The organism is Salmonella sp. SAL00670, assembly GCF_046552235.1.
Taxonomy (GTDB): Bacteria; Pseudomonadota; Gammaproteobacteria; order Enterobacterales; family Enterobacteriaceae; genus Salmonella; species Salmonella enterica.
The window spans coordinates 854,839-867,908 of sequence record NZ_JBGDUO010000001.1; the positions used below are offsets into that span (position 1 = coordinate 854,839).

Below are 13,070 nucleotides of genomic sequence, written 5' to 3' on the forward strand. Positions count from 1 at the left end.
TCAGAATAGATCGCTGCGTGATTTCAGGAGTTCTTCAACGTCTTTATCGACTTTGATATGTATTTCATGCTCGATCTTTACATTCATGTTGATGGTAATCGGCTGTTCCGGCGCGGCGACTTCAATACGTGGCGTGCACCCCACCACGATAAATGACGCAAGCGCTGACAGCATGGCAATACTCATTTTCATTATTTATCCTCACAGTCCTTGTCTTTCCGGCAAGGAGGTTGCGGCAACGCTGTATTTTGTTCAAGCCATGCCTGTAAATTGTCGCCAAAACGCAAACTGCGCCACAGCGTAAACACATTTTCTTCATGGGTATAGTTCAAGTTAACGATCGCGGTTTTACCATCTACCCGGCTTTTGCCGGTAATAGCCGCCTGCATCGTTAGTACGCCCAGGTTATCAACGTTAATTTTCGTCCACGAATGCGTAATCTCCATATAACGTAGCCAGTTGATCGCCGAGCCTGCCGTGACATTATCCTTCACCACCGCATCCGCAGTATCTTTATCGATACGCAACGTCATTGGCCCAGGATTCGTAAGCCAGCCATCTTTGATTATCCATTTTTCATTGTTCAGCCACAGCGGCAGCGCGCCGCTGACCGGACCAGACATGGCGAATTGCTTTGGATTTATGGCGCTAATCAATTCGCTGGATGAAATATTTTGCACCCGCAAAAGCGCCGGGTCGTGCTGCGGCATTCGCAACTGTTTCATAATGATTTGACCGCCCAGCACGTCTACGCTGACATCGCTTAGCAGTAATGGATTCGACTCGCTCCAGGGATAACCGCCCTGTAAATCAGCGGTGATATTTTTCGCCGTGACCTGGTTAACTATCCCGGCGATACGCAGCGAGATGGGCCCGCGCGTCCCCAATTGCCACGCGCCGTTGTGGAAGCGAAATGGCAGAATGAAATCGACGCCGTTGATTTTGTTATCAGGCATCCAGGCGCTGCCGCCTTTTAACACGCCGTGTCCACCTGCTTCAAACCCCTGCCCCTGTGCGGCGGAAAAAGCCACCTGCGCATACAGTGAGCCTTCGCGCAGCGTCATTTTCCAGTCCGGTGGAAGCAACGGCTGGAAAACGATAAGCGACTGCTTCGGCCACCAGGCCTGTCCACGAAGGCGTTCGCCATCCCAGCGCCCATTCAACCGTACCGGCCCTATCGCCCCCGCCCGAAGGTCGCCTTTAAACTGGAACAGGGTTGGCTCGCGCCCTTCAACGCTAAAATTAATGGTAGAAGGCGGCAGCATGCTCCCGCTGGTAAATATGGTTTTTCCCGTCTCCAGAGACAGCGCGCCCTGTAGCGACGGCATTGTGGCGTCGCGAACCCAGACAATAGGTTTATTCAGCGCCAGTCTTGGCGATGTGACGGTCATTGCGCCATAGTGCAACTGATCAAAACCGGTGGATAAACTGGTCAACCTGATGGTGTTATCATGCCATTCGCCCTGTCCGGCAATATCCCAGCGGGCGCGCATTGGCGTAAAGCTTCCTTGCCCCCAGTAGCGCCACCGCCAGCGACCAGCATCAGGGAGAAAATCATTCGCCAGGCCATCAAGATGAAGAACGAAATCGCCCATCTCATTTTCGTGCGCCCGTAAAATAGCCTGTAATCGACCATCAACGCCGCGCGGTGTCACCTTGACGCCCGCCAGCGGCCAACGAATTTCATCAATATCTAACGCATCAATCACTCGCCCACGTGAGCGTAGCAATGCGCCAGGTGCAAAGGTGAGCTGCGGATCGGCCAGACTGCCGCGGAACATAGCGGGCAAGACGGCATAAAAGATTAAATCCTTCTGTTTAGCCTCGCCGGTAAGCTGTAGAGGCATCTCACTGCTATCCATGCTGAGTTTTCCCGGGCCGATAGTCAGTACCGCGTTCGCTTTACCGGCATCGCCCTGGGTCAGAATATTCAGGCGTCCGCTGACTCGCGCATTATCCGGCCCGGCTTGCCAGTTATCGATATTAAAAGCCAGACGTCCGCTCAAGGGGAATCCCTGATATGGCCAGTTCCAGCGGCCATCGCTGATGGTAAGCCGCTGACGCGTTACCGCCCAGGGGAGATCGAGAATCGGGTCAGGATTACCTCGCGCCATCACGATGAGCTGTCCGGCGTTATCACGCCACTCCAGTTCCGCATCCACCAGCGACGGTTCCTGCGGCAGACGCAAGGTCGCTGCCGCATGACCGCTGACCGGCAGGCCATCCGGTACCAGCGGCAACACAAATTCCCCCGCCAGGCTAACGGGAGGCTGGTTGGCCAGCGCGGCGATCTCCAGTTGGCTCACCGTCAATGCCTGACCGCGTAGCTGCCCTTGAAATTTTACTTTTTCGCCCTGATAACGTATCTGCTGAATGACCGGCGTCATGGAGATCGCCAGCTTGCCCTGCCATTCCGGCCAGGGCGCGAGAATGACATTATCGATGTTAATCCAGGTATTGGGCAGCATTGACTGCCACTGCGCCAGCGTACGCGGCGCGGCGGGAGAAGCTTCCGTAGCGGGCAGTTTCGCCAGGCACGCGGCATCCAGTTTAAGGCTTTTAATATTCAGCAACCAACGGCTGGGATGCGTCAGTTCCGCCTGGGTAATATGCGCTAACGAACAATCATTGACCAGATAGCGAAGATCGGGAATCACTAACCCATGACGTGTCAGGCGTGGACTTTGTTCCAGAGCGATACGGGTACCGACGGGTAGCCAAATTCCCGCCAGAGTGGGAACCCACAGCCCGAGGGTCATCAGTAGCGTCAGAGGGATAAGAATCAGCAGTAACAGTAGCGCAAGGGCGGCTTTATATTTACCCTTCATGGGCCATTAATTTCCTGATTTAACGAAAAATTCAGTCGGCTATCTCTTTATTTTGGCATGATTGCCCGTACATAGCCTAATAGTTCATGTTGCAGGGGCGCCCTCCGGCTATTTGAGGCGTTGTGGAGAATGATAACCTAAAATTATTCATTATATGTATGACTATCAATTATTTTTGATTTTTTGTAAGATAATTTTAAGCATATTTTTGTGATTCAAACATCACTGGAGAAGGTCATATGAAACTCGCCGTCTATAGTACCAAACAGTATGACAAGAAATATCTACAGCAAGTGAACGAAGCGTTCGGTTTTGAACTGGAGTTTTTTGATTTTCTGCTAACCGAGAAAACGGCGAAAACCGCCAATGGATGTGAAGCAGTTTGTATCTTCGTGAATGACGACGGGAGCCGACCGGTACTGGAAGAGCTGAAAAAACACGGCGTGAAATACATCGCGCTGCGTTGCGCCGGATTTAATAATGTCGACCTGGATGCCGCTAAAGAGCTCGGTTTGCAGGTGGTCCGCGTGCCGGCTTATTCTCCGGAAGCCGTCGCTGAACATGCGATTGGCATGATGATGACATTGAACCGCCGTATTCACCGCGCTTATCAACGCACCCGCGACGCTAACTTTTCCCTTGAGGGGCTGACCGGCTTTACCATGCACGGAAAGACCGCTGGCGTCATCGGTACCGGTAAAATCGGCGTCGCCGCGCTGCGTATCCTGAAAGGCTTTGGAATGCGTTTACTGGCGTTTGATCCCTATCCCAGCACCGCCGCGCTTGACCTCGGCGTCGAGTATGTGGATCTGCAAACGTTGTTTGCCGAATCGGATGTCATTTCCCTGCACTGCCCGCTCACGCCGGAAAACTACCATTTGCTGAACCATGCGGCATTCGATCAAATGAAAAATGGCGTTATGGTCATTAATACCAGTCGTGGCGCGCTGATTGATTCCCAGGCGGCTATCGAAGCTCTGAAGAATCAGAAAATCGGCTCGCTGGGGATGGATGTGTATGAAAACGAACGCGACCTGTTCTTTGAAGATAAGTCAAACGATGTTATCCAGGATGATGTTTTCCGCCGTCTGTCGGCCTGCCATAACGTACTGTTTACGGGGCACCAGGCATTCCTGACCGCAGAAGCGCTGATCAGCATCTCTGAAACCACGTTACAAAACTTAAGCCAGCTTGAGAAGGGCGAAGCCTGCCCGAACGCGCTGTTCTAATCCTGTCGCTCCCCTGCGCTCAGGGGAGCATTTTCGGATAACCCCTGAAGATCTATCCGGTCATATCATTACTATAGTCAGTGTTAACTATCAGATTACAGAGAATATCAATGAAGAAAATCGTCACGCTGGTCGCCCTGAGCATCATAATGACAGGGTGTGTGAGCAGTGGAAAAGTGTCCGTCAAACGCGAGCAACTGGAGCACCACCGCTTTGTTCTGGAAAGCGTAAACGGTAAAACGGTCACCGGCCCGGAGCTCAGCTTTGGCGAGGACATGACGGTATCCGGCAAAATGTGCAATCAATTCACCGGCGAAGGAAAACTGTCGGACGGCGAATTAAAAGTGAAAAATTTAGCGATGACCCGAATGATGTGCGCCGATCCACAGCTTAACGCGCTGGACGGCACCCTCAGCGAGCTCTTCAGCAAGGGCGCGCAGGTCGATTTAACCGCGAACCAATTAACGCTGGCGACGGCAGAAACAACGCTAATGTATAAACTGGCGGATTTAGCGCACTAAGCCATTAAGTGAAAAGTTATACGCGTCAGGCGAAACGCCGCGCTTAATAACTCCCGCAGCTTCCGGCGGCAAGCGACTGTTCGCTACAACGTTTGCCGTTGGGTAGCGCGCACATACCAATTACTGAACCATCAAGCTGCCGGGCCGCTGAAAGCGAACCGCCAATCATAGCGCAATTCGCTTCGCCGGCGCTGGACATCGCCGCTTTCATCCCTGGCGAAACATGTGCCGCGGTTGCCTGCTGAACAGGTTCGCTACTGCAAGCCGACAATAATAACGCGGCACATCCCACCCAAAACGCTGCGCGCATTTCTCTCCCCTCTGTTTATTCATCCAAACGACACCGCCCTAAATAATAGGCAGCAAAAACTGACGCGTCGAGAGGCAAAGCGCGCATTTATGCGCTTCATTAACATTTATTGGCAATTTTTTACGTCTTTTCGGCAAGAAATCGCCATTCTCCTCCCGCCAGGGACACAAAAGCGAAAATGGGGCTTGAAGGGCTTTGCTAAAATAAAAGGATAACTACAGGATGCGCTCACGATTATGCGTGTCCCTCTTTTTTGCGCAATGTAAGGGTGTCATATGCAAACAATTGACGGTAATGGCGCAGTAGCGTCGGTGGCGTTCCGTACCAGCGAGGTTATCGCCATTTACCCGATTACGCCCAGTTCAACAATGGCTGAACAAGCGGATGCCTGGGCCGGCAATGGGCTTAAAAATGTCTGGGGCGATACGCCGCGTGTGGTAGAGATGCAGTCGGAAGGCGGCGCGATCGCCGCCGTTCACGGTGCGTTACAAACCGGTTCGCTTTCTACGTCATTTACATCATCGCAGGGGCTGCTGCTGATGATTCCAACGCTGTATAAACTGGCGGGGCAGCTCACGCCGTTTGTACTGCACGTTGCCGCGCGCACTGTCGCCACACACGCGCTTTCTATTTTTGGCGACCATTCCGATGTGATGGCGGTCCGCCAGACAGGCTGCGCGATGTTATGCGCCGCCAGCGTTCAGGAAGCGCAGGATTTTGCGCTGATCGCGCACAGGGCTACGCTGAAAAGCCGCGTTCCGTTTATTCATTTTTTTGATGGCTTCCGTACATCGCATGAAATCAACAAAATTATACCGCTAACGGATGAAACCATTCTGAACCTGATGCCGCAGGCGGAGATCGACGCTCACCGCGCCCGCGCGCTGAATCCGGAACATCCGGTGATTCGTGGAACTTCAGCGAATCCGGATACCTACTTCCAGTCTCGCGAAGCGACCAACCCGTGGTACAACGCCGTTTATGATCATGTTGAAGAGGCGATGAGGGCATTTGGCGACGCTACGGGCCGTCAGTACCAGCCATTTGAATATTATGGCCATCCCCAGGCTGAACGCGTCATCATTATGATGGGCTCCGCCCTCGGCACTTGCGAAGAGGTCGTGGACGAGCTACTGATACGTGGAGAAAAGGTCGGCGTTCTGAAAGTCCGTCTGTTCCGCCCCTTCTCCGCCAAACATTTGTTACAGGCATTACCGGAAACCGTTCGCGCCATCGCAGTGCTGGATCGCACCAAAGAGCCTGGCGCGCAGGCCGAGCCGCTTTATCTGGACGTGATGACCGCACTGGCGGAAGCCTTTAGTAATGGCGAGCGCGAAACGTTGCCGCGCACCATTGGCGGCCGTTATGGACTATCATCCAAAGAGTTCGGCCCGGCGTGTGTACTGGCGGTCTTTAATGAACTCAGCCGTGCGAAACCCAAGCCACGGTTTACGGTGGGCATTTATGATGACGTTACTAACCTCTCGCTGCCATTACCGGAAAATACCCTGCCCGGCAGCGCTAAACTTGAAGCGTTATTTTACGGTCTGGGAAGCGACGGCAGCGTATCCGCCACGAAAAATAATATTAAAATTATCGGTAATTCTACGCCGTGGTATGCGCAAGGTTATTTCGTTTATGACTCTAAAAAAGCTGGCGGGCTCACGGTATCGCACCTGCGCGTCAGCGAAAAACCCATTCGTTCCGCTTACTTAATTGCTCAGGCGGATTTTGTCGGCTGCCATCAATTACAGTTTATCGATAAATATCAGATGGCGGAGCGTCTAAAGCCCGGCGGTATCTTTCTGCTTAATACGCCGTACAGCGCCGACGAGGTCTGGTCGCGTCTGCCGCAAGAAGTTCAGGCGGTGTTGAAACAGAAAAAGGCGCGTTTTTACGTGGTTAACGCGGCGAAAATCGCCCGCGAATGTGGACTTGGCGCCCGCATCAATACCGTCATGCAAATGGCTTTCTTCCACCTGACGCATATTCTTCCGGGCGATAGCGCCCTGGTTGAGTTGCAGGGCGCGATTGCCAAAAGCTATAGCAGCAAAGGTCAGGATCTGGTTGAGCGTAACTGGCAGGCATTGGCTCTGGCGCAGGAATCGCTGGCGGAAGTACCGTTGCAGGCGGTTAATCCGCACAGCGCGCATCGCCCGCCGGTCGTCTCCGACGCCGCGCCGGATTTCGTGAAAACCGTTACCGCCGCCATGTTGGCGGGCCTCGGCGACGCACTGCCTGTTTCCGCCCTGCCGCCGGACGGAACATGGCCAATGGGCACCACCCGCTGGGAAAAACGCAATATCGCCGAAGAGATTCCTGTCTGGAAAGAGGAACTGTGTACACAATGTAATCACTGCGTCGCCGCCTGCCCTCACTCGGCGATTCGTGCAAAAGTCGTTTCCCCGCAGGCGATGGAGAACGCGCCAGCCAGTCTGCATTCGCTGGACGTGAAGTCCCGCGATATGCGCGGCCAGAAATATGTGCTGCAGGTCGCGCCGGAAGACTGTACTGGCTGTAATTTATGCGTAGAGGTCTGCCCGGCTAAAGATCGGCAAAATCCACAGATCAAGGCGATTAACATGATGTCGCGCCTTGAGCATGTGGAAGAAGAGAAAGTGAATTATGACTTCTTCCTCGACTTACCGGAAATCGATCGAAACAAACTGGAACGAATTGATATCCGCACATCGCAGCTTATTACGCCGCTGTTTGAATATTCCGGCGCCTGTTCCGGCTGCGGTGAAACGCCGTATATTAAACTGCTGACTCAGTTATATGGCGACAGAATGTTAATCGCTAACGCCACGGGGTGTTCCTCTATTTACGGCGGTAACTTACCCTCTACGCCTTATACCACTGATGCCAACGGGCGCGGCCCGGCATGGGCGAATTCGTTATTTGAAGATAACGCGGAATTTGGTCTCGGTTTCCGTCTGAGCGTGGATCAGCACCGGGCGCGCGTCATGCGATTACTGGCGCAATTCGCCGATCGCATCCCGGCGGAATTAAACGATGCGCTGCATGCCGAAGCAACGCCTGACGTTCGGCGTGAGCAGGTCGCCGCATTACGCCAACATCTGAAATCGGTTGCGGGCGCAGAGGAACTGTTAAAGGATGCTGATGCGCTGGTAGAAAAATCAATCTGGCTGATTGGCGGCGATGGTTGGGCATACGACATCGGCTTTGGCGGTTTAGACCATGTGTTAAGCCTGACGGAGAATGTCAATATTCTGGTTCTGGATACGCAGTGTTACTCCAATACTGGCGGCCAGGCGTCGAAGGCGACGCCGCTTGGCGCCGTCACTAAGTTTGGCGAACATGGCAAGCGTAAAGCCCGTAAAGATCTTGGTGTCAGCATGATGATGTATGGTCATGTTTATGTCGCGCAAATTTCGCTGGGCGCGCAGTTAAACCAGACGGTGAAAGCCATCCAGGAGGCCGAAGCCTGGCCAGGACCGTCGCTGATCATTGCCTATAGCCCCTGTGAGGAACATGGTTACGATCTGGCGCTAAGCCATGACCAGATGCGCCAGTTAACGGCGACCGGTTTCTGGCCGTTATACCGCTTTGATCCCCGCCGTGCGGATGAAGGCAAGCCGCCGCTGGCTCTGGACTCTCGGCCACCGTCTGATGCCCTGGCGGAAACGTTGCTTAATGAACAGCGTTTCCGTCGCCTGAATGCGCAACAGCCTGAAGTAGCTGAACAATTATGGCGAGATGCCGCATTGGATTTGCAAAAACGCTATGACTTTCTTGCCTTGCTGGCAGGAAAAGCGGAAAAACCCGGCGCAGATTAAAAAATATTCTAAGGATTAACCTGGAAACAAAAAAAGCCCGAACATTCGTTCGGGCTTGTCAATTTATACGCTGGAAAGCAAAGGTTAACGCAATGGCCCAGCGACAAAATGAATATGTGACAATAAAGGCATATAACAGGCGTAGAATATCGTAACCGAATGATATTGTATAATTTTTATTTCGTATAATACCCCCAAAAGCATTCGTATAAATTATATCTATTTCACTGCGAATTATTTCATTAATTATTGAATTAAACGGTAACATCTCTTTTTAGGTCTTTCCTGACAAGGCATAAATAACGTTTTAACGTCAACTCGCTGATTATTTACGGGGAATGCGCTTAATATTACGCCGTCCTCCCCTGTTGGTAGTCCCCGCAGAGTATCGTGGAGCAGCACCTAAAATGTGACGTATGTCATTGTACATAAAGTGCCTTTAGGGAGTAGAATTTCAGTGGATACTTAAACAGGAGGTTTTATGAACAGAACGATTCTTGTACCCATCGATATTTCAGATTCAGAATTAACTCAACGCGTGATTTCGCATGTTGAAGCCGAAGCAAAGATTGACGACGCTAAAGTGCACTTTTTGACTGTAATCCCGTCTTTGCCCTATTACGCTTCCCTGGGACTGGCTTATTCAGCAGAGCTTCCCGCAATGGACGATTTGAAAGCCGAAGCCAAATCTCAACTGGAAGCGATTATCAAGAAATTCAACCTTCCTGCGGACCGCGTGCAGGCTCACGTTGCAGAAGGCTCTCCTAAAGATAAGATTCTGGAAATGGCAAAAAAATTACCGGCCGATATGGTGATTATCGCCTCGCATCGCCCGGATATTACTACCTATCTGTTGGGTTCCAACGCCGCAGCCGTTGTGCGTCATGCGGAATGCTCCGTACTGGTGGTGCGCTAAATACCCGAGCCCGCATAAGAGAGTGCGGGCTCAAATCAATCATCATCATCGCCTAGTGACTGACACTTTTTGAAAACAGATTGATTACGATTACGCCGCAGATAATAAGCAACATGCCAATAATAGCCGGCATATCCAGTTTTTGGCCAAGAAATAACCATCCTATCAATCCAATAAGAACAATCCCTACCCCAGACCAAATGGCATAAATGATACCAGCAGGGATGGTTCGCATTGGGATGGTAAGACACCAGAACGCAATACAATATCCGATGATAGTAACGAGGCTCGGTACCAGACGCGTAAAACTATCTGATAATTTTAATGAGATCGTGGCGATAACTTCCACCACGATGGCGATAAATAGAAAGATTACAGCTTCTTTAGTCATACATCTCTTCGTTCCAATATTTTTCGGGTCGTGATGATATCTTAAGTAATACGGATGACAGAATAAAGACGCTTTTGAACCATTGCGTATCTTGCCATAAAAACGTGCTGGCATTCGTCGCCGTAATCCGTACCATACGCGACATACTTTTGCCTGCTGGCTGTTGACGGCAGGAGCGAACCGGCATTTATCGCCAGCCAAATGGGGCATGAAACTGCGCAGATGGTGTATGAAATTTACGGTATGTAGATTGATGACATGAACGACGAACAGATAGCGATGTTGAATGCGCGGTTATCGTAGTTGCAAAGTTTGCCCCCAATTTGCCCCATTTAGTACCAGAGAACTGAAATAATGCAAGAAATTCAAAAGAATACAAAGAAAGAGCAATACAACCTCAACAAGTTGCAAAAGCGCCTGCGCCGTAACGTTGGCAAAGCGATTGCCGATTTTAATATGATTGAAGAAGGCGATCGCATTATGGTTTGCCTTTCTGGCGGCAAAGATAGCTATACGATGCTGGAAATTTTACGTAATTTGCAGCAAAGCGCCCCGATCAATTTTTCACTGGTCGCCGTCAACCTCGATCAAAAGCAGCCAGGTTTCCCGGAGCATATCCTGCCAGCCTACCTTGAGCAGCTGGGCGTAGAATATAAAATCGTCGAAGAAAACACCTACGGCATTGTGAAAGAGAAGATTCCGGAAGGAAAAACCACCTGCTCGCTGTGCTCGCGTTTGCGTCGGGGTATCCTGTATCGTACGGCGACTGAACTGGGCGCGACCAAAATCGCCCTGGGCCACCACCGCGACGATATTCTGCAAACCCTGTTTCTGAATATGTTCTATGGCGGAAAAATGAAAGGGATGCCGCCGAAGCTGATGAGCGATGACGGCAAACATATCGTGATTCGCCCGCTGGCTTACTGCCGCGAGAAAGATATTGTCCGTTTTGCTGAGGCCAAAGCCTTCCCTATCATTCCTTGTAATCTGTGCGGTTCGCAACCCAACCTGCAACGCCAGGTGATTGCCGACATGCTACGCGACTGGGATAAGCGCTATCCTGGACGGATCGAGACGATGTTTAGCGCCATGCAGAATGTCGTGCCGTCTCACCTTTGTGACACTAACCTGTTCGATTTCAAAGGAATCACTCACGGTTCCGAGGTCGTCGACGGCGGCGATTTAGCGTTCGATCGTGAAGAGATTCCCTTGCAGCCCGCTGGCTGGCAGCCGGAAGAAGATGACACCTCCTTAGAGGCGTTGCGGCTTGATGTTATCGAAGTGAAATAATCTGCAGGCGTCTCAGCACTCCGCTGAGACGCCATGCTATCGATCATTTTAATAGCCGTCCCCGGCATGACTTGCCTTTGATCTTCCCGTTTTGCAACTGCTTCCAGGCTTTTTGCGCTACTGCTTGACGTACGGCGACGTAAACGTGCATTGGATGCACATTAATTTTGCCGATATCCGCCCCGTCTAATCCAATATCGCCGGTCAGCGCGCCTAAAATATCTCCCGGACGCATTTTCGCTTTTTTGCCGCCGTCAATACATAGGGTAGCCATCTCTGCGGCCAGAGGAAGCAACGACTGCCGGGCGGGCGCATTCAGCCAGTTCAGTTTGAGTTGCAGCATTTCTGAAAGAATATTTGCCCGCTGCGCCTCTTCCGGCGCGCAGAAACTGATCGCCAGACCGCTACTTCCCGCGCGCGCCGTACGGCCAATACGGTGGACATGCACCTCCGGGTCCCAGGCCAGTTCATAGTTAACCACCAGTTCGAGCGATTTAATGTCTAATCCTCGCGCGGCAACGTCGGTGGCAACCAGAATGCGCGCGCTACCATTTGCAAAACGCACCAACGTCTGGTCGCGGTCGCGTTGTTCCAGATCGCCGTGGAGCGCCAACGCGCTTTGTCCTACCGCATTAAGCGCATCACAAACGGCCTGACAATCTTTTTTGGTATTGCAAAATACCACGCAGGACGCTGGCTGATGCTGGCTAAGCAACGTTTGTAGCAGCGAAATTTTTTCATGCGCAGACGTTTCGAAGAACTGTTGTTCGATAGCCGGTAGCGCATCTACCGTATCGATTTCAATACGTATTGGCTGCTGCTGTACACGACCGCTAATCGCCGCAATGGCCTCAGGCCAGGTTGCTGAAAACAACAACGTCTGGCGCGTCGCAGGCGCAAAGCGGATCACCTCATCAATGGCGTCACTGAATCCCATGTCCAGCATTCGGTCTGCTTCATCCATTACCAGAATGTGCAGCGCATCCAGCGATACGGTTTCTTTTTGTAAATGATCCAGCAGGCGCCCCGGCGTCGCGACAATGATATGCGGAGCGTGCTGAAGCGAGTCGCGCTGTGCGCCAAAGGGCTGCCCGCCACACAAGGTCAGAATTTTGGTATTTGGCAGAAAACGGGCCAGGCGACGTAACTCCCCGGCTACCTGATCCGCCAGCTCCCGCGTCGGGCACAGCACTAATGCCTGTGTCTGGAACAGAGTGACATCAATTCGATGCAAGAGCCCAAGACCAAACGCCGCCGTTTTACCGCTACCGGTCCTGGCCTGCACACGCACATCATTTCCCGCCAGAATGACGGGTAATGCTGCGGCCTGAACAGGCGTCATCTCAAGATAGCCCAGCTCAGTAAGGTTATTGAGCTGGGCGGCGGGCAAAACATTCAGGGTTGAAAAAGCGGTCACAATTTACTCTCGCGGTAACGACTCATAGTCAGCAGGCGCGTATCCTCGCAGATCCGGACGTTTGATGCGACATTTTAATCGGTTCTTCGTCCGGCGGCGGGTCGGGCATCGGCTGAGGGCGGGGAAGCGGCTCAGGAATGGGAACAGGGTCAGTGGGAATCGGGTCCGACAAGGACGAGTGTAGATATAATAAGGTTAAAAGACAGCTCATATTACCCTCCAGAATGTCATTCAGACTCTTAAAGGGTAGACGCTGATATCCTACAGGCAAAAAAAAGCCGACTAATCTAAGCCGGCGTCGTACGAATCAATTGTGCTATGCAGTAATTCAAAAAAGGAAGTAAGACAATATGGAGCGCAACGCCCAT

The 13,070-nt window shown here is 52.0% G+C and carries 12 protein-coding genes and 1 pseudogene; 7 read left to right on the top strand and 6 right to left on the bottom strand.

Translation table 11 applies throughout. The annotated features are described in order from the left end of the window. Complete coding sequence (locus tag ACLJRS_RS04245; protein ID WP_000784063.1) at nucleotides 1-192, bottom strand: YnbE family lipoprotein; 192 nt, start codon at nucleotides 190-192, stop codon at nucleotides 1-3. After that, complete coding sequence (locus tag ACLJRS_RS04250; protein WP_000677017.1) at nucleotides 192-2,828, bottom strand: YdbH family protein; 2,637 nt, start codon at nucleotides 2,826-2,828, stop codon at nucleotides 192-194. Before ACLJRS_RS04250 ends, ACLJRS_RS04245 begins: the two co-directional genes overlap by 1 nt. A 239-nt stretch (nucleotides 2,829-3,067) precedes the next feature. Here ACLJRS_RS04250 and ldhA point away from each other — a divergent pair, with 239 nt between their 5' ends. Together ldhA and hslJ are read left to right on the top strand one after the other, a co-directional pair. Next, complete coding sequence (ldhA, locus tag ACLJRS_RS04255; protein ID WP_000762206.1) at nucleotides 3,068-4,057, top strand: D-lactate dehydrogenase; 990 nt, start codon at nucleotides 3,068-3,070, stop codon at nucleotides 4,055-4,057. Nucleotides 4,058-4,167: 110 nt separating this feature from the next. Further along, nucleotides 4,168-4,578: a heat shock protein HslJ gene (hslJ, locus tag ACLJRS_RS04260; protein ID WP_000725242.1), complete on the top strand. Its 411-nt coding sequence runs from the start codon at nucleotides 4,168-4,170 to the stop codon at nucleotides 4,576-4,578. A gap of 43 nt (nucleotides 4,579-4,621) precedes the next feature. Here the strand turns inward: hslJ and ACLJRS_RS04265 are convergent, their stop codons facing one another. After that, a complete protein-coding gene (locus tag ACLJRS_RS04265; protein ID WP_001200680.1) occupies nucleotides 4,622-4,888 on the bottom strand; it encodes a DUF333 domain-containing protein in 267 nt (88 codons plus the stop codon). Between ACLJRS_RS04265 and ACLJRS_RS04270 the strand changes: the two genes are divergently transcribed. The 3 genes from ACLJRS_RS04270 to uspF all read left to right on the top strand — a co-directional run bounded on the left by ACLJRS_RS04270 (nucleotide 4,804) and on the right by uspF (nucleotide 9,604). Then, nucleotides 4,804-5,103, top strand: coding sequence for a hypothetical protein (locus tag ACLJRS_RS04270; RefSeq protein WP_001137722.1), 300 nt, complete (start codon nucleotides 4,804-4,806; stop codon nucleotides 5,101-5,103). The two genes, ACLJRS_RS04265 and ACLJRS_RS04270, sit on opposite strands and share 85 nt — an antisense overlap. A 60-nt stretch (nucleotides 5,104-5,163) precedes the next feature. Then, nucleotides 5,164-8,688 carry a pyruvate:ferredoxin (flavodoxin) oxidoreductase gene (gene nifJ / locus ACLJRS_RS04275; RefSeq protein WP_001193260.1) on the top strand — a complete coding sequence of 1,175 codons (3,525 nt, stop codon included), beginning with the start codon at nucleotides 5,164-5,166 and terminating at the stop codon, nucleotides 8,686-8,688. Between the two features lie 481 nt (nucleotides 8,689-9,169). Continuing rightward, nucleotides 9,170-9,604, top strand: a complete 435-nt coding sequence (gene uspF, locus ACLJRS_RS04280) for a universal stress protein UspF (RefSeq protein ID WP_001082296.1) — start codon at nucleotides 9,170-9,172, stop codon at nucleotides 9,602-9,604. 52 nt (nucleotides 9,605-9,656) lie between these two features. On the opposite strand, the gene ACLJRS_RS04285 is transcribed toward uspF, so the two are convergent. Together ACLJRS_RS04285 and ACLJRS_RS04290 are read right to left on the bottom strand one after the other, a co-directional pair. Further along, nucleotides 9,657-9,995, bottom strand: a complete 339-nt coding sequence (locus ACLJRS_RS04285) for an SMR family transporter (protein ID WP_000159240.1) — start codon at nucleotides 9,993-9,995, stop codon at nucleotides 9,657-9,659. Beyond that, on the bottom strand, nucleotides 9,988-10,140 hold the full coding sequence (locus ACLJRS_RS04290) for a hypothetical protein (RefSeq protein WP_000089155.1): 153 nt from the start codon (nucleotides 10,138-10,140) through the stop codon (nucleotides 9,988-9,990). The genes ACLJRS_RS04285 and ACLJRS_RS04290 overlap by 8 nt, the downstream gene beginning before the upstream one ends. On the opposite strand from ACLJRS_RS04290, the pseudogene ACLJRS_RS04295 reads away from it, so the two are divergent. Both ACLJRS_RS04295 and ttcA read left to right on the top strand, forming a co-directional pair. After that, a pseudogene (locus tag ACLJRS_RS04295) lies at nucleotides 10,096-10,244 on the top strand (tyrosine-type recombinase/integrase); the annotation flags it as partial. The gene ACLJRS_RS04290 and the pseudogene ACLJRS_RS04295 overlap by 45 nt on opposite strands. Before the next feature lie 105 nt (nucleotides 10,245-10,349). Then, nucleotides 10,350-11,285 carry a tRNA 2-thiocytidine(32) synthetase TtcA gene (gene ttcA / locus ACLJRS_RS04300; RefSeq protein ID WP_001156222.1) on the top strand — a complete coding sequence of 312 codons (936 nt, stop codon included), beginning with the start codon at nucleotides 10,350-10,352 and terminating at the stop codon, nucleotides 11,283-11,285. A 43-nt stretch (nucleotides 11,286-11,328) separates the two neighbouring features. Here the strand turns inward: ttcA and dbpA are convergent, their stop codons facing one another. Continuing rightward, nucleotides 11,329-12,702, bottom strand: coding sequence for an ATP-dependent RNA helicase DbpA (gene dbpA / locus ACLJRS_RS04305; protein WP_000123687.1), 1,374 nt, complete (start codon nucleotides 12,700-12,702; stop codon nucleotides 11,329-11,331). Nucleotides 12,703-13,070: the final 368 nt, after the last annotated feature.